This is a genomic window from Robiginitalea myxolifaciens, assembly GCF_900115205.1.
GTDB lineage: Bacteria > Bacteroidota > Bacteroidia > Flavobacteriales > Flavobacteriaceae > Robiginitalea > Robiginitalea myxolifaciens.
Genome location: NZ_FOYQ01000001.1, coordinates 170,990 through 188,676 on the forward strand (window position 1 = coordinate 170,990; position 17,687 = coordinate 188,676).

A 17,687-nucleotide genomic window follows, 5' to 3' on the forward strand; every position below is an offset into this window, starting at 1 on the left:
GTTCAGTATACGTTGCAACGCAAGACAAGCATAAAGAAGATAGAACTAATCAAAGGCCGAAAATATCGGGAGGATATTGATGGGCTTCGTGCTATTGCGGTACTTGCCGTAATTATTTTCCATTTTGGGCATTTACCTGCAGGATATCTGGGGGTAGATATCTTTTTCGTCATTAGCGGATTCCTGATTACCGGGATAATTTATAAGGAACATCTCAGTGGTAAGTTTTCCTTAAAGGACTTCTACTTAAGGAGAATTAAAAGAATTATTCCATTAGTACTATTTATTTGCACAGTTGCATTGGTCTTGGGTATTGCTTTTATGCTACCTGACGATCTCGAGAACCTCGCACAAAGTGTTATTGCGACTAATTTTTTCAATAATAACACGCTCCAAATCCTTACTACCAAAAACTATTGGGACGTTGTCAATGAATTCAAGCCCTTAATGCACACCTGGAGTTTGGGTATTGAAGAGCAATATTACCTGGTCTATCCATTTCTATTTCTAATGCTGGGAAGGCTTAATTCAAAATGGATTTTATGGAGTTTGATAGCCCTAACGCTTTTATCACTGGGGTTGTTTGTTAGCCCGTTTCCCGAATACATTAAATTCTACACTTTGCCCTTCAGATTTTTCGAACTTTCAATTGGGGGTGTTGCGGCAATCATTCTTAACGGCAGGTTGATTCAACATAATTTCAGTCCATTTTTCCTAGTATTACTAGCTGGATGCCTGATTTTTGGACTGAATTTTATCCCTGAATCCCCACTTCTCGTAATAACGGTATTGTTAACCTGTGGTGTACTGATCACAGCCAATAGAACCTCGATAATCTCTAAATATTTGCTTGAGAACCGGCTTATGGTTTTCATTGGAAAAATCAGTTTTAGCCTTTATATGTGGCATCAGGTTTTACTAGCTTTTGCTAGAACTACTGTTTACCATGAAATTAATATAGGCGGATATGCCCTCATTTTTGCCCTTACCATAGTTTTCTCCGCACTAACGTATTATTTAATTGAGCAGCCCTTTAGAAAGAGATTCTCCACCAAGACAGTACTGGTTTCTGTCCTTGTTGCCTTTATAGTTACAACGGGGGTGTCATACTACATTTATAAGGTCGGTGGTGTAATTCGGGACATTCCAGAATTGGGGTTGACTTTTGGTCAGGGACAGAGAAATATTCATGCGAAGTATAATGACCGAATAAATAGCATTGGTTTAGACTTTAAAAAAGAACCTAACAAATTAAAGGTCCTGATCGTGGGTAATAGCTTTGCTAGGGATTGGGCAAACGTCCTTCTGGAGAGTAAAAATAAAGACCGTATTGATATTTCCTATTCACCAATAATTCAAAATGAAACAGTGTACTTTTCGACAGAAGCAGATATCATATTTATCTCGGAAATAGAAAAACATACAATTCTTACGAGTGACTTGCCTATTAATAAAATTTGGTATGTAGGTACAAAGAACTTCGGAATAAACAATGGTTTGTTTTATAATTATTCAGGACAAGATTACTGTCAACAGAGAACCAAAATGGAAAGTGGATATTTGCTAAAAAATGATTCACTAAAGATGCTTTGGGGCGATCGTTATATTGATTTGATTTCAAGGATAATTGATGATAATGGAACTGTCCCGGTATTCGAAGATGATTGCATGTTCATTAGTCAAGACTGTAGACATCTCACCAAAGCGGGTGCCAAATTTTTTGCTCATTTATTCGAGGATGAACTAGATGAGATTTTAGAGAAATAGATATTTCTTTTAACCTTTTCCATAGCCCCTCCTCTGAAATCTTTGTTATTTTTATCCCTCGCTTAGGCCCCAAAAGCAATGGCAGAATCAACCTTTGAAATAGACCTGGAAGAAAGCGGTCAGGGACAGGACCTTAAAAGTCTTGTGTCCCGATACCTCAAATACTGGCCCTGGTTCGTCGCTGGAGTTATCCTATGTGTTGCCCTGGGCTTCCTGTACATGCGTTATGCGCCGGTGACCTACGAATCCACCGCTAAGATCGAAATCTTAAACGAGGAGGAAGGGATCAATATCAATTCCGACGCCCTTTCCTTATTGGGGACTGGGTCTTCCATCAACATGGAAAACGAAATGGAAGTACTTCACTCCTATCGCATTTTGCGGCAGGTAGTGGTGGCCTTAAATCTCGATGTAAGCTATTATCAGGTCGGTAATGTAAAGACTACGGAAATCTGGAATCCGCCTTTTGCCGTTACCAAATTAATCCAGGAGGATAGCCTTCAGAATTCCTTGAGCTACACCCTGGTCATTAATGGAAACGAAGCCGTAATAACCGACGAGAACGAGCGTTCCCGAACAGTGGCCGTGGATGTTCCGGAATCAGGTGCAGCAGGATATCCTTTTGACTTGGTCTTGCGCCCAGACACCACTCCGAAGGATTACGCAGACAAAGAATTTAAAATAGTCCTGATGCCCCTGAAACAGGCGGTAATGAACCTGGCGCAGCAAATCCGGATCGAACCGGTTAATAAGAACAGTGAAATCCTTGCCTTATCGATTCGCGGCGAATCCGTTGAGCGTTCGGAATCCATCCTCAATGAGCTCATTGCGAAATTCAACCAGGATGGGATTGCAGACCGGCAATTGGTATCTAAACGTACTCTTGACTTTATCGATGAGCGATTTGTAAGCCTTTCTCAAGAGCTGGATTCCATAGAAGTGGGCAAGGAAGATTTTAAACGGATCAACGAGCTCTCGGAGATTTCCTCAGATGTGGATTTCTCGATACAACAATTGGGTTCTGCACGCGATGAAGCCACGCAGCTGGAAACCCAGGTAAGCCTAGCAAATTTACTTAAGAAAGCAGTTACGGACCAATCCTCCTATGACCTCCTTCCAGTCGATGTAGGCCTTGAAAACAGCGGACTTAATTCAATGGTCGCCGAATACAATCAAAATGCCATTGAGCGGGAACGCTTGTCTGCAAGTGTAGGGGCGAACCACCCTACCCTGATCTCGATCTCCAACCAGATGCAGCAGGCGCGGTTGAACATCCTGAAAACGATCAATATTTACCAGACCCAGTTACGGCTTTCCCTGCGCCAGCTCAATCGGGAACGCAGCCGGGCGAATACGGCATTCTCCAGCCTCCCTGAAAAAGAAAAAATCCTTCGCTCCATAGAGCGGCAGCAAAGTATCAAAGAGAACCTATTTGTATTGCTGCTACAAAAACGGGAAGAGGCCGCCCTGAATTACGCGGTTACTGCCCCATCGATCAAAGTGATCGATTACGCCCTGACGGATAGCGAACCGCTTTCCCCTAAAAAACGCATTGTATACCCGATGTCCCTGATGCTGGGGATGTTTGTGCCCTTTATTTTCCTCTACCTCCGCTTCTCGCTTTCCAACAAGGTAGAAGAGCGGGCCGATTTGGTGAAAATAGAACCGGCCATCCCAATAATCGGGGAGATTCCTTCCTACCGCAAGGGGAAAGAAATTATCCGCGAAAAGGATCGCACCGTGCAGGCGGAATCGTTCCGTATCCTCAGTACCAATCTGGAGTATTTAGGTGGAAAGAACGTGGCTTCCGAAGCACCGGCTTTCGAGAATGCTTCCTGCATTCTGGTTACTTCTGCAGTAAAGGGAGAAGGGAAGTCTTCCGTGGCCCTGAACCTGGCCCTCGCGAGTGCTGAGATGAACAAACGCGTCCTGTTAATTGGTGCGGATTTGCGCAATCCCGGCCTGGCCAAATACGTAAAGCCACAGAACTATGCGTACGGTCTCGGAGATTACCTCACCGACTCCAAACTCAATACTTCGGATGTAATCATTGCGGGCAGCCACAACCATGAACAACTGGACATTTGCCTGAGTGGTAAGTTACCAGAGAACCCGGTGAAGTTGCTCTCTGGTTTGCGATTTGGTTCCTTTATCCGGGAGGTTTCCCGAAACTACGACCTGGTTATCCTGGATACCGCTCCCTGCATGTCAGTCGCCGATACCCTGCAAATTGCGCGTTATGCAGATGCTACCCTCTTTGTCGTACGAGCGGGCTATTCCGACAAAAACATGGTAAAATATTCCCGGGAGCTGCACCAGAAGAACCAGTTGCCTCAAATGGCCTATGTCCTTAATGATATGGGCTCGCTAAAGTCGCGGAAGTACTAGGTTATCAAATTCCCATTCTCGTCCCATTCCGCCTGGATGTTCCGCTTGCTTTGGTCTACGCATTTGGCCAACCATTCCGGCTCATAGGCCACCCCGTGCTGTTCCAGCACATCATCGGGAACGCCATCCCAGACATTGGGCATGTTCCCTTTGTATCCGAGCTCTTCAATTCCAATTTTGGAGGTGTAAAAGCCTGTAAGGGTCAGGTTCCGGGCCAGGGAAAAGAAATTTACAGCCATCCCCCGCTCCGATTCAGGAACCTCCGGGTCGTACCAGGCAATGGGGTCAATAATCTGCTTTTGCTGCTCTTCGGAAGCCTTGGCAAAGTCCAGGTTAAAATTGGTGTTGGATTCGTGGTTTAAATACGCCAGGCCGCCGCGTAAGGGAGTTTCCAGCTCCGGGATATCCTTGGCCATAAATTCGATAAAACCAGCCACATCGGCTTCAGAAGCGGCTTTGTAGGTGTCCCCAGCAGGGAGTATCAGATCGCAAAGGGTTACCAGGGTAGCCCGTTCATGGGCGAGGAACACCTCATCCTCCATGAGTTCGGCATCCCGTTCTAACTCTTCCTTGGTCCGGCCGTAGTATTCCTGGGAGCCGCGATCTACTTCTTCGATTAAATCGGTATCGGCCTCGGGCTTGCACCCATGCAGGGCGAGGCTCCCGGCCAGGGAACCCAATACTATATTCCGTAAACTTTCTCTTCTGTCCATGGATCAGATGTTTTGTTGCTTCAATTGGTTCACGATGTAATCCGAAGCGCGCCAGGAGAGCGCAAGGATGGTCCAGGTACAATTCTTGTCGGCCTGGCTCACAAATGGCCCGGCGTCTACCACGAATACGTTGTCCGCGTCGTGTAATTGCTGGAATCTGTTGGTAACGGAGGTCTTGGGATCGTCTCCCATCCGGGTCGTACCCACTTCGTGGATAATGCGTCCCGGGGCGTGCAGTCCGTAATCCCGATCCGCTCCCGGTTTTTCCCCCAGGAGTTCCCCTCCCATATTGGTGAGGATCTCTTCAAAGGTGTTGTGCATGTGACGGGCCTGGTTGCGTTCCAGATCGGACCATTTGTAGTGGAAACGCAATACCGGTATCCCCCATTGATCTACCGTATTGGGATCAATCTCGCAGTAGTTGTCTTTGCGGGCAATGGATTCCCCGCGTCCGCTGACCCCTACCAGGGCGCCGTAGTATTTTTTGACGTCGGAGCGCAGGACATCGCCATAGCCTCCGACCTTGGTGCCAAAGAATTTATTGAAGTCGACCACGTTAAAACCAAAGCCGTAGGAGGGCATTCCCATACCACCCCATTGTTCAATATGGTAGCCGCGTGGGAAATCCAATTTGGAATTGTCTCCCCACCAGGGCGAATACACATGCATTCCCCCTACTCCGTCTTCGTTGTAACTCACCTTGCGGTTCATCAGGTCCGGAACAAAAGCCATACGGTCTGCCCCGGTGGAATCGTGCAAATACTTTCCAACTAAATCACTGCTGTTCCCCAAACCATTGGGGTGTTGCGGGCTCTTGGAATTCAGGAGGATACGCGCACTACTACAAGCCGAAGCCCCGAGCACGACTACCTTTCCTTTGAGTTTGTATTCTTTGCGATCTTCTTTGTTGATATAGCTTACCCCAGTGGCCTTGCCATTGTCGTCAGTGGTAACTTCCCGCACCACACAATTGACAAAAAGGTCTACCTGACCCCGGCTTTTCTGGGCGGGGAAAATCAGGCAGGTCCCGGCCGAGAAATCGGCGTAGACCGAACAGGCGCGACTACATTGTCCACAGTAAAAACAAACCCCGCGTTCCTGGTTGATTCGCTTGGTAAGCATGGACATCCGGGCCGGGTAAACCGGAATCCCGGATTTACGTGCCCCGCGGATAAAGAACAATTCATGAAGTCGGGGTTTAGGAGGAGGCAAAAAGAATCCATCCGGGTCATTGGGTAAACCTTCATTCGTGCCGAATACCCCGATGAGTTTATCGACCTGGTCGTAATAGGGCTTGATATCCTCGTAGCCTATGGGCCAGTTGTCCCCATAACCGTCGACGTCTTTGTGTTTGAAGTCGAGCGGGCCAAAACGCAGGGAAATTCGCCCCCAGTGATTGGTCCTTCCCCCTAGCATATGGGAGCGAAACCAGTCGAACTCGGTACCCTCGACACGGGTGTAGGGCTCCCCTTCGATTTCCCACCCCCCGTAGGCTGCATCGAAATCGCCGAATGGTCGGGTGGTCGATGCGCCACGTCTGGGACTTTCCCAGGGCCACTTCATTTGGGTTTGTTGTTTCGGGGCGGCAGGGTCGTAAAACGGACCGGCTTCTACCACGGCCACATTGAGACCTGCGTCGGCCAGTACCTTGGTTGCCATTCCGCCTCCTGCCCCGGAGCCTACGATTATAGCATCGTAAACTTTGGGATCTTCTATGATTTGCATGCGTTTGGTTGTTAGCTCCGTAAAATTTAGTGGTTTTCGTTCGATTCTATGCGCAATCCTCAAATTTTCTGGTAGGCAGCGCCAAATTCTCCAGAGTACTGACAATTATCATAGTAGTTCCGGATTTATGATAATACATTGAACTTCAACGCAGGCGGATCCCAGTTCATGGCTCGGGAAGTCTAAACGGGTAGTCCGATGAAAAAAGAGAAATCATGAAAAAGTTACTCCTAATTGCTCTCGTGATACTGGTAAGCTGCAACAATGTAAGCCTTGTCGAAAACTGGAAAGACCCGGATACCGTTATTTTTCATGCCAATAAAGTACTTATCGTGGGGATGACCCAGGATGCCGATGTGCGAGAGGCATTTGAAACCAAGCTCGTTCGGGAATTCGAAAAACGAAATGTGGAATCTATGCGGAGCCTGGACGTATTCGATGTATCCTTTACCAATACCCCGCATACAGAAAGGGAGCTGGACGAATTGGAACAACGGCTGCTGGCTAAGGATTTTGACGCTATCCTCTTTACCAAGCTTATTGGCTCCGAAGACAAGAAAGGATTTATCCGGTCCTACTCGGAATGGGATAATTACTGGAGCCGGTTCAATGAAGATTATTTCGAATACCAGGATGTGTACAGCAATCCGGGAACCGAACATACCTTCACGGTGTACCATGCGCAAACTACGCTTTACTGTATTTGCGAAGGCAAAGAAAGAGCGATGATCTGGAGGGGAAGTGTAGACATCACCGACCCCAAGAGTATTGAGAATTCTGTGAATGCCTATATCAAACTCGTTGTCCTGGCTTTGGAGGAACAGGACCTTATTTTTTACGAAGAGCTAAAGGAAGGTCAAACCGATGCGTCTAGAACTGTATTCCGAAATTAATTCCGCTTTCATTCCTGCCTTCAAAATGTCGGAATACATACCCCACCCGAAGGAATCTGAATTTCTTCCACCCCAGGTTTCCAAGGCTGATACCGCATTCGGAGTAGGGTAGGTTGTTGCTTGTCGAAAGTAAATTGAAGTTGAGGATTAAGTTTGACTTCAGATGCTTTAACAGCGGTATCCGATTCATAATAGCTCCTTTGAAATTATGCTCGAAATGACCTTCGAAATAGTCCCGGTTGGTGCTAAACTCATAATAGGGCAGTAAAAAAAAGCTGTTGAGATAGTTACCGCGGGTAATTCGCGTCCTGTTTCCATTGAAATGCTGGAAATCGACAAAGGATATCCCCTCGGCATTCAGGAAGGTTCCGGCCCTGAGATTATATCCAAACCGGCCAAGACTACCCACGTCAAAGTCCTGACTCAACCGGATTTTAAGCTGATCGAAATTATTTTCCGCTTCGCTCCCGGCAAAGCCCTTTTCATAACCCAGATATAGAGTAGGATAGCGATCGGGTGAATAACTGAACCGGCCTGTGGGGTAGTTTATGTATTTCTGGCCGAAACGTATTCGGGTATTAATGGACAACTTTAAGATATTATGCGCCTCAATAGCCCCGTTGATAAAGTCCTGTGGCGCTAAGGGATTGTTAGACGTGTAATTGATGCCCTCATTGTCGATAAGTACGTAATCCGAAGTGTTAAACAATGAACTCCGGTCTTCGTAGCTGAACCGGGCAAACAGGTAAATCCCGTTCACCAGTTCCTGGGAGTAATTGAGTTCGGCAAAACTTCGGTCGTAGAACTTCGCCAAATTGCTTTCGAAAAACAAGGTTGCCAGGGTATTCCCGAATGGAGTAATCGGATTGTTTTCATTGAATTGAGCTGCCTGATTGCCTATTTCCAGCGACAAATAGGGCCTGGAAAAATTATTGAATCGATACGAGGCGCTTACTACTGGGCGGAGTCTTTTATCTGAAAGGCCGTAATTCAACTGCCCGGCCAAATTCAGGCGGGTACCTTTTTCTTCACTGAGTTTCAAGTACTCCAAGCCCAGCGTACCCTGCCAGCCCTGTACGGTATTGAAGGCAACATTAGCCACCGGACTGGTTAGGGTGTACGTCTTTTCCTTGAAGCTGTTGGTATAGGTGTATCCGAACAACAGGGATCCCAGGGTAAACTTGTTGCCTTTGGCATCCACAGAGTCGAGGTACTGCTGAGACTTTCGGATAACCTGTATACTGTCCTTAAAAACGTAGTCCTCGGACTCTTCCTGGGTTAAGGGTACAGGCCGTAATGCTTGCCAATAGGTGGAATCCTTCTTGTTTGCATCGGTGTCAAAAGATAGGATTTCATTGGAAAAGTGGCCTTTGGCAAAGCCAGGATTGAGCTCGTAGTTCTTGTATCCCGCCGTAAACCTTCCGTCGCCCTTGAAGCCAAAGATGCTGTATTGAAAGTCCATTCGCTGCAGGACCTTTAGCCAGGTCTTGCTGGTTACGTCGTAGTTGAAATTTTGCGTGAGGCGTACAGTATCTATAGGCAGGATCTGGGTTTGCTCCCCGGTAACCTTAACGTCGATCGCATAAAACGCCCAGGAATTCTCGACGATGTAAATGATCCCGGCAAATACCCGATCGCCCGGTCTTCTGGGGATTACTTCTATTTGGTTGATCAGGTTATTCTGATCGTCGTAAAACGTACCCAGCAGCCGATAGCGATAGTAGGAAAACGCATTATCCGCAATAGGCGAGATTAATTGAGTCCCAAATTCCACGGAGTTTTCATAAAAATTAAACTCCACGTCCGAGGCATTGTTAAAGCTAAATCCATTATCATCCCCACTGACCTTGGAGGCGATAATCTTCTCGTTAAATTCGTTGTTCTGACGTTCGATTTCCGAGATCGTCTCTGAGAGGTACAGTATTCCGGATCGCGTTGAATCCAAGCCTCCTCCTAAATCCCCTAAATCCTGACCCAGGATGCGCTCCGGTGCATCCTTAATACGTATGAGTCCTTTGGAATAGAAATCGGCCCGATATTCCATTATTTCTTCCCGATGCCTTCGCCTTTCGGCTATGGCATTGCGTATTATTTCGTTCGCGGGATTCTCGGTGGCAGCAACCTGAACCTCGTCCAGGGCGATTTCTTCCTCTTGAAGTACTACATCGAGGGTATAGGGATAAGTGGAAACTGTAACGGTTTCTTTTCGGGTTCGGAAGCCCAGGAATTTGTAAATCAAGGTGAAGGTACCCGTCTGGGAGATGTCCAATTCATAGTACCCATTATCATTGGTAATGGTTCCCGTTAGACTTCCCTCGAGATAAATGTTTACAAAGGCTAAGGGTTCATTCTTGGAATCCGTAACCCGGCCTGTAATCTGCGCTTGGGTGACAACGGTGAATAAAAGTGCCAACAACAGCAGGCGATTGTCCAATATTTTCATAAATGCCTCTTGCGGTCAGGTGAGTTTGAGCTACGCTCGCCCTATAAAGATAAGGACCTAATTCTTCTGAAGGAAAAAGGTAAGGGCCAAAATTACCGCTGCCAGGCCAACGCCTTGATAGAGTATATCCATTCCGCCCGCATAAGTTACAATCCTACCCGTGAAGGATACTGCCATGATAAAGATGATCATTTTGATCAGCATGGATTTTAGTCCATCCAAATCATCAATAACTAACCATGAAGGCAAGTTTGGAATTTTGCCGATATAGAGTTCAAATAGTCCGGTGGCCACTGAGGTAAGAATAACGCCCAGGAGAACCAGGTCTAGTGACTTCAAACTATCCTTAACGATAGTATCTTCGCCTTTGTGTCCCAGAATTATCTCCTGAATGGTCGCATAAATCTGTTTAAAGGCATAGATTTCGACACCCAAGGCAAGGACTATGATGGCGAGGACTGCCACAAGCGATACTGCTCGCAATCCCCAGCCCAGAATTCTATTCATGATATCGGTTTTTGCCTAAGGTCTCAAATTAAGAATTTCCCTGTGTTAACATTTGCCTAAAAAGAGCAAAAATTCCCCCCAATAGTTAGGAAAGCCCCGTCTTTATGTCCTAATTTCAACATAAATTCCGAAAGGCTGCATTATGGATAAGGAAAGAAAAAAAGTCGTAATCGTGGGAGGTGGTTTTGCGGGAATAAATCTTGCTCTAGCACTTTCAAAAGTGAAGTATTACGAGGTTGTTCTTGTAGACAAAAACAACTACAACCATTTTGCTCCGTTGCTTTATCAAGTGGCAACCGGAATGCTACAAGTCTCCAGCATTTCCCTGCCATTCCGAACCTTATTCAAGAACAAAAAACACCTTCGTTTCCGAATTGGAACCCTCAAAAAAATTGATTGTGAAGCAAGGATTTTGCACCTGAATAATGGAAAAATTACCTATGACCTGCTCGTCCTTGCGACAGGTACAGTGACGAATTTCTTTGGGAATGAAAATATCCAGAACGAAGCCTGGCCCATGAAATCCGTAGAAGACGCCGTTAAACTTCGAAATGCTTTGCTTCGCAACGCTGAAAAGGCCTCGATTACCCAGGATCCGGAAAAATTGGAGGTACTTCGAAATATCGTAATCGCCGGTGGAGGACCTGCCGGAGTTGAAGTCGCCGGTATGTTGGCCGAGCTGAGAAACAGGGCCCTGCGTAAATTATATCCGGACCTCGATGCTTCCAGATTACAAATTTACCTGGTCGAAGGAAGCCCGAATCTTTTGGGTGGCATGCGAACGGCCTCTCAGGAGTACGCTATGGAGAGTATGAAAAAACTAGGCATAAAAGTTATCCCGGATGTAATGGTGGAAGACTACAGGGAGGAAACCGTTTATTTAAGCAATGGTCAGGAAATAAGATCGAAAACGCTTATTTGGACCACTGGAGTACGCGCTCAACACTTTGAAGGGATCCCTGAGGAACTCTATGATAAGTCCTTTCGTATTCGGGTAAATCAATACAATCAAATCGATTCGCTGCCAGAGATTTTTGTGATTGGCGATGCTTCTTTACAAGAACACGAAGGTTTTGACGATGGCTATCCCCAATTGGGCAGTGTTGCCACCCAACACGGCAAAACGCTGGCAAAAAACCTGATTCGATTAGCCAAAGGCCGTGCTATGGAACCCTTTGAATATTTTGATAAGGGCACCATGGCCATTATAGGTAAAAGCAAAGCTACTGCCGATCTGGAAATTCCCAAAAAGACGCTAACAGGTTGGTTTGCCTGGGCAGCCTGGCTTACCGTTCACCTGTTCCTGCTGATTAACTACCGGAATCGCATCAAGACCATGTGGGAGTGGACCAACTCCTATCTAACTACCACTGAACCTGAAGGCCTACTTTTAAATCCTGAGAATGACAAAGTCTGAAAAACGACTATAAAGGTTTCCTCCCGCTAATAATATTGTAAAGGACCGCAATCACGGCCAGAACTAAAAGTATGTGAATCAAATTATTGGTTGCTAATCCCTGGATAATTCCCAGGATTCCCAATAACCACACAACTATACATATTACCGCGACTAGCCAAAGAATACTTCTCATTTGTTTACAGGTTTAGATTAAGATTGTTAGACAGCCACTTTCTCTACTACAGGGAGTTTGTTCTTCCTGAATTCACTTGGGCTTATTCCAAATTTCTGTTTGAATATTTTAGAAAAATAACTTCGACTAGTAAAGCCGATAGTATAAACGATTTGGGAGATATTCATATCCGTATTCACCATATAATCTCGAGCGGCTTCCAACCTAACATGCCGGATATACTCGTTTACCGTTTTGGTGTAGAGCAATTTGAATCCTTCCTGTAATTTTGCCTGCGAAATACCCGTCTCGACTGACAACTCGCTTATAGAATAGGCTTTGGAAGGGTTTTTAATTATCCTACCGGCCAATCTGCGGATCACCTGCAGTTCCCTTTTGAGCAAGGTGGTTTCAATCCGCTGCTTGGTGGCTTCCCGATCGTGTTGTTGGATATGCATAGATAGGATTTGATACACCATACCTTCTATTTGCAGAATGCGTATCATCCCTTTTTGCTTCACGCTTCTGAGCGCCTTGATCTTATCGGCCAACTTAAGATTGAAGGTCCCAAAATAGGCGAAGGCCTTGTTATGATCGGTATCTAGAAATACGTGGTACAGCCGCTGATTGAGCAGCGATACATTATTCAATCGTTTTTGCAGGAATTGCTTGCGAACAATTTGAATAACGTTGATCTGCAACTTCATGTCCGCAGGAAAATATCCATAATTGTATCCTCCATCGGTGCTGGTAATTATAACAGACTGAAATTGTTCGAGCTTTCGCTTTTCTACCTGGGATTCAAAACGGTGGAAGCAATGTCCCTCAAGACAGTAAGCAAAATGGATCGGATTGTATTGCGAGGCATCCATGATCAAGGTAAGCGGCTTCTTGAACTCTATATCGTATTCCAATAGGCTTACCCCCCAATCAAAAGTGATATATCGGATTGAACCAATCGCTTTTTCATTATCGATATTCAGGGTGGTCTCTCCCCAACGTTCTAAGATCTCTCCACCGAGGAACTCTTGAATTTGTTGTACGGTACCCGCAGTGCTTTTCGCATCTATCAAAATTTCCATATCCCTGTCGTTCATTTCAAAAATCGATTAATTCATTTAATATGCCGTTCGCAATCGAAGTTAAAAAGTGTTTGATCGGCACGATTCATAACAGCTCCTAAATAGGTCAATTTTCCGTTACAAAAAGCACATCGATTCAGCCTAACCATCCTACTTTTATATTGCTCACTTAAAGAATCAAAAAGATAAGATTCTTACTTGATTTAGTTTGGTTGGTTAGAAAAAAGATCCGTTGCTATACAACGGATCTTTTTGGTTAAGCAGGCCTGGAAAGATAGTTTGTTTTATCAGGCTGAGAGAACTTCCGGCTGGATATTCTTTTTGGTTTTATAATCCCTGGGAGAGCACTTATATTTTAGTTTAAATATTTTACAGAAATAGCTTCGTGACGTCAAGCCAACAGAATAGACCACCTCAGAAACGTTCATATCGGTTTTGCGCAAGAGATACTCAGCGCGTTCCAAACGCACATTGCGGATGTAATCTGCGACTGTCCGTTGGTACAAAAATTTAAAGCCTTCCTGCAGCTTAGAAGACGACATCCCCGAACGGTTACAAAGGTCTTTAAGCGAATACTGTTTTTCTGGGGTCCGACTAATCTCATCTCCCAGAGTCATTATTTTTTTGATCTCCCTTTTTATGAGACTGGTGGAATTTACCTTACCTATTGACTCTGCCAGGAACTGGTCGATATGACTGGCCAAAATTAGCAGGCATATCCCTTCGAAGCGCAGGTATTCCGGTACTGGGCTCTCGTAGTTTATCTGCCCCAACCTTTTTATTAATTCCGCAATTTTTAAGTTTATATTTCCCGGGTGGAAGTAAGGACGGGATTGCTTGGCAATAGATGTGAAACTCTTGATTCTTGCCGGGATCTTGTCGGCTGCTGAGAATTCTCTTTCGACCAGGCCTTGAATATCGAGTTGGATGATGTTAATTGATGTTTCTTTGTCCTCTTTAATAATGAGGTGAAACGGGTGATCCGGATCGGAACACACAACTGCAGATTGCAACTCGTTGAGCTTAACAAGATTCTTATTTGCGGTTTCATAGTAGCAGTCTCCCTGCAAACAATAGAGCAGAAAAATTGATTCGGCCGCCACACCATTCATTGGTACCTTTATGGACTTTTCCAGGCATACTTCATATTGAGATGCGAGGAAACCTTTTTCGATCTGTAAGGAGCTAACTTTTCCTTTACCTAAGGACCTCGCCAACTCAAGAATCCAAAGCCCTTCATGCACCGATCGCTTCCCTAAAAGCGGCGTCGCGTTTGTAAAAACATCTTCCTGTAATTTTTCCCTGGGTGCTATCATTTGGGCTGTGTGGAATTCCCAATAAATCCACAACCCGAAATTACGGGAATCACCAGCCAAGTGGTAACACAATGGATGAAATGTTTAACAAAATCGAGCCAGAGACTAACAATTGATCATAAAGCCTAAACAACTTACAGTAAATGTGTTACACTTTAATTTTTTTGGATCAAAAGATTACAATCGAATTTCCTTACTTCGTTTATTGATGAAAGAAAGAAGTTGCTGATGTATTATAAACTCTCCAATATTGCCGAAAAAAATGTGGTAGAAACGACTTTTGGTCGAAAGATAGAACACCCAAACCTATACGCTCCAAAGTTGGTCGTAAACGGTCTGGGAGAAGACAACCTCTTTATTATTACCGGAAATGACGATTCTTGCATCCACATCGCGATTTGGGGACTAATGCCTAATCAATTCAAAGAGGACTGGATTTCGTTCCAGCGCATCATGAATACGCTGAATATCGATCGGGAAAATTTTCAGGAATCTGACTGGATTCATCAGTCGCTGGTTCAGCGGAGATGTTTAATAATTGTAACCGGATACTTTTCCCACTATTTGCAAAATGGCATAACCTATCCCTACTATATCAGTCTTAAATCTGAGGAGCCTTTTTTACTGGGAGGAGTTTATTCGGAATTGGAAGATGGTTTTTTGAGCTGTAGCCCGCTTACTTGCAAAGCTCTTCCACCTACAAGCAGATTCCATAACCTCAATGATCAAATGCCCCTGGCCATACCTGAGAGCATTACACAAGAATGGCTATCGCCCGAGACGGATACTGAACTCATTAAAGAGATCATCAACAATCCCCCCGCAATGAATTATAAAGCGAATCCTATTGCAAAAGAATTCTTTAAAGAGGATATCGTTTACGAATCCATGCTACAACCCGTCTATTACGACGGCATTCCGGATGGGACTGAATAATTGAATTCCCTAGATTTTGCTCTTTATTTTTTTCCGATACTCCGATGGAAGCAGCCCATAGTGTTCGGAGAATATCTTTGAAAAGTAACTACGGCTTCGGATACCCACTAAATAGACTATTTCAGAAATAGAGAGTTCCGTACTTCTCAGGTAATCCCTGGATATTTCCAGCTTCACTTTCTTCACGTATTCATTTATCGTGGTCGAGTACAACATCTTGAAGCCAAGCTGTAATTTTTTCGGGCTTAGCCCCGATTGCTCCGACATAATTTTAATGGTCAGGGGATTGGAAATATTATCGACTATGTACTCCGATAGCTGATATATCTTCTTTATATCCCCAGCCGACAAGGACTCCGGCATTGTTTCCTCATTGAGGAATTTATGGTGCTCCAGCAGCTGTAAGGCCAGAATAATATTCATGCGACCTTCCAATCCGAGCGTCCGAATAATACCTTCGTCCTTATTGCCGCGCATTTCCCTAACCTGATCGGCAATTTTCAAATTGAAATTTCCCAAGTGTTCAAAAGGCAGGCGCTCTGATTTATCTTCAAATACAGAAAACAAGACCTCGTTCAAATATTGCAAATTACTGTGCTTTTTACGAGCGTATTTTTTCTGATCAATTTGGATAAAATTCACCTTAATTGAAACCCCGGCATCAAAGAAAAACGCGTGCTGAGCATTACCTAAAGGGGAGAGAATCACATTTTGATAGCGCTGCAACGTGTGGCGCGTATTGCTGCCATTATGAACATACCCGAGTTGTCCTTCCGAGACAAAAATGAAGTCTATTGGAGACCTGTTCTCAGGGCGGTAGGTGAGCTTCACATCCTCCACAAAGGTAAGATCATAATCAATCAGGGTAACGCCCCAATCGAATTGGATATATTTAATTGTGCCCTTGCCTACGGCATTTTTGAAGGTTAATACTTTCTGACCCCATAGATCTGAAATTTCCCCCTCCAGTATTTGGTTAAGTTGGTTTAGCAAGTAATCAGCATCCTGATTTTCTATAACTATTTCTTGCATAACACCAGTTCTTAAATTTGGTGTCGCAAAGAAAAATTGAGAAGCCCTTTTCGATTGTCAAAATTGAATGAAATTGTATCAAAAATGAGTAGTTTTTGAACTTAAATTGTTAAACAAACTTAAAAGGGATTACGCGGTAAACTTACCTGTCAGAATTAGGCAGAAAGATTCGAATTATCTTTTTTACGTCGCATGCTAATGTAGTCTTTAGGGCTTACCCCAAAGCGATCTTTAAACAATTTAGCGAAGTAGCTTCTGGAGTTTATTCCGATCCTATAGGTGATTTCCGTGATATTGAGGTTGGTATTTTCCATAAGTGCCTTCGCTTTCTCCAGGCGCACTTCACGGATGTACTGGTTTACAGATTTATTGTAGAGCTTTTTAAATCCCTCCTGCAAGGTTTGTTGGTTGAGTCCTACGCGCTTGGCTATGGAAATTACGCTCCCGAGGGCGTCCATTTCTGCCTCGATGATATTACCGGCTTCTTCGATTTTCTCCGCGGTGGATTGACGCAGAATTTTCCGGCGATCCGGCTGATTCGCATCGTCGAGGAATTGCTGAAAGAAATGCGTTAAAATTTCGTACACCTTACCTTCCAGAAAAACATAGCGCATAAAACCCGTAAGGTCGGTGGTGGTAAATTCCTCAATGAATTTGGCAATATCAAGACTGAAATGGCCTTTTTGATAAAAAGTGTTGACTCCGTTTAAATCCTTAAAAATCCCCTCCAGTTGCTCATCCATTGAGCTGAGGAATTCACTGATTTTATTTTCAAACTCCTTTCGGTTTACCAACAAAGCAAAAAAACAGGCCGATTGCTTCTCTTTAATACTAAATCGATTTTCAAATTCAAGCCCTGCAGAAACCATTAAGGACTCCAGGTGATTGATGGCATGCGGCTCTTTTGCCCTGAAAGCGTGTTCAATGGCTTCCTCCCGGTTAAAAAGCAAAATCAAAGGTTGTACCGGAGTCTTTTCGAAAAGAAGTTGAAAATCCTGCTCAAAGGTGCAATCAAATTCATAAACGGAAATACCGTGATCGAAATCGAAAGCCTTGATATAACCTTTACCCAGATCAGCGCTAAGACTTACTGAATATTCACGTTGTTCACTGGCCACCGAGAGGGATAACTCGTTAGCCAATTGATTTACCAGTTGACCTGCGCGATAATCAGGAATACTCAATTTATTCATCGAACCTTTAGAATAATTACTAATGTAACCCTTTTACAGGGTTTTTATCTACTTGATCTATGCAATGAGTTAAGGTTTCTATGAATCAGGGCAAGCAGTCTAATATAATAACAAGACATTT

General features: G+C 44.5%; 14 protein-coding genes. 5 read left to right on the forward strand and 9 right to left on the reverse strand.

Going from position 1 to position 17,687, the window contains the following annotated elements:
* The first annotated feature begins 12 nt into the window (after window positions 1-12).
* Together BM318_RS00815 and BM318_RS00820 are read left to right on the forward strand one after the other, a co-directional pair.
* Complete coding sequence (locus BM318_RS00815) at window positions 13-1,767, forward strand: acyltransferase family protein (RefSeq protein WP_177218234.1); 1,755 nt, start codon at window positions 13-15, stop codon at window positions 1,765-1,767.
* Between the two features lie 78 nt (window positions 1,768-1,845).
* Entirely contained in the window at window positions 1,846-4,155 is a 2,310-nt protein-coding gene (locus BM318_RS00820; RefSeq protein ID WP_092979915.1) for a GumC family protein, read from the forward strand.
* Here BM318_RS00820 and BM318_RS00825 read toward each other — a convergent pair.
* Both BM318_RS00825 and BM318_RS00830 read right to left on the reverse strand, forming a co-directional pair.
* The gene (locus BM318_RS00825; RefSeq protein WP_092979916.1) at window positions 4,152-4,868 is read right to left on the reverse strand and encodes a gluconate 2-dehydrogenase subunit 3 family protein; all 717 of its coding nucleotides are present in this window, start codon (window positions 4,866-4,868) and stop codon (window positions 4,152-4,154) included. The two genes, BM318_RS00820 and BM318_RS00825, sit on opposite strands and share 4 nt — an antisense overlap.
* A gap of 3 nt (window positions 4,869-4,871) precedes the next feature.
* The gene (locus tag BM318_RS00830; RefSeq protein WP_092979918.1) at window positions 4,872-6,593 is read right to left on the reverse strand and encodes a GMC family oxidoreductase; all 1,722 of its coding nucleotides are present in this window, start codon (window positions 6,591-6,593) and stop codon (window positions 4,872-4,874) included.
* 215 nt (window positions 6,594-6,808) lie between these two features.
* Here BM318_RS00830 and BM318_RS00835 point away from each other — a divergent pair, with 215 nt between their 5' ends.
* On the forward strand, window positions 6,809-7,486 hold the full coding sequence (locus tag BM318_RS00835; protein WP_092979919.1) for a hypothetical protein: 678 nt from the start codon (window positions 6,809-6,811) through the stop codon (window positions 7,484-7,486).
* Here the strand turns inward: BM318_RS00835 and BM318_RS00840 are convergent.
* Together BM318_RS00840 and BM318_RS00845 are read right to left on the reverse strand one after the other, a co-directional pair.
* Window positions 7,464-9,929: a DUF5686 and carboxypeptidase regulatory-like domain-containing protein gene (locus tag BM318_RS00840; RefSeq protein WP_092979920.1), complete on the reverse strand. Its 2,466-nt coding sequence runs from the start codon at window positions 9,927-9,929 to the stop codon at window positions 7,464-7,466. The two genes, BM318_RS00835 and BM318_RS00840, sit on opposite strands and share 23 nt — an antisense overlap.
* A gap of 57 nt (window positions 9,930-9,986) precedes the next feature.
* Window positions 9,987-10,436, reverse strand: a complete 450-nt coding sequence (locus BM318_RS00845) for a YqhA family protein (RefSeq protein WP_092979922.1) — start codon at window positions 10,434-10,436, stop codon at window positions 9,987-9,989.
* Window positions 10,437-10,578: 142 nt separating this feature from the next.
* Here BM318_RS00845 and BM318_RS00850 point away from each other — a divergent pair, with 142 nt between their 5' ends.
* Window positions 10,579-11,853 carry an NAD(P)/FAD-dependent oxidoreductase gene (locus BM318_RS00850; RefSeq protein WP_092979925.1) on the forward strand — a complete coding sequence of 425 codons (1,275 nt, stop codon included), beginning with the start codon at window positions 10,579-10,581 and terminating at the stop codon, window positions 11,851-11,853.
* Window positions 11,854-11,860: 7 nt separating this feature from the next.
* Here BM318_RS00850 and BM318_RS14290 read toward each other — a convergent pair whose 3' ends face one another.
* From BM318_RS14290 to BM318_RS00860, 3 genes are all read right to left on the reverse strand, one after another.
* A complete protein-coding gene (locus BM318_RS14290; protein WP_143099893.1) occupies window positions 11,861-12,028 on the reverse strand; it encodes a lmo0937 family membrane protein in 168 nt (55 codons plus the stop codon).
* 26 nt (window positions 12,029-12,054) lie between these two features.
* On the reverse strand, window positions 12,055-13,104 hold the full coding sequence (locus BM318_RS00855) for a helix-turn-helix domain-containing protein (RefSeq protein ID WP_245759701.1): 1,050 nt from the start codon (window positions 13,102-13,104) through the stop codon (window positions 12,055-12,057).
* Window positions 13,105-13,376: 272 nt separating this feature from the next.
* Window positions 13,377-14,405: a helix-turn-helix domain-containing protein gene (locus BM318_RS00860; RefSeq protein WP_143099894.1), complete on the reverse strand. Its 1,029-nt coding sequence runs from the start codon at window positions 14,403-14,405 to the stop codon at window positions 13,377-13,379.
* Between the two features lie 228 nt (window positions 14,406-14,633).
* Between BM318_RS00860 and BM318_RS00865 the strand changes: the two genes are divergently transcribed.
* Complete coding sequence (locus tag BM318_RS00865) at window positions 14,634-15,341, forward strand: SOS response-associated peptidase family protein (protein WP_092979928.1); 708 nt, start codon at window positions 14,634-14,636, stop codon at window positions 15,339-15,341.
* Between the two features lie 9 nt (window positions 15,342-15,350).
* Here BM318_RS00865 and BM318_RS00870 read toward each other — a convergent pair whose 3' ends face one another.
* Window positions 15,351-16,373 (reverse strand): helix-turn-helix transcriptional regulator, encoded by a 1,023-nt coding sequence (locus BM318_RS00870; RefSeq protein ID WP_092979930.1) that lies wholly within the window; start codon window positions 16,371-16,373, stop codon window positions 15,351-15,353.
* 155 nt (window positions 16,374-16,528) lie between these two features.
* Window positions 16,529-17,566, reverse strand: coding sequence for a helix-turn-helix domain-containing protein (locus BM318_RS00875; RefSeq protein ID WP_092979932.1), 1,038 nt, complete (start codon window positions 17,564-17,566; stop codon window positions 16,529-16,531).
* Window positions 17,567-17,687: the final 121 nt, after the last annotated feature.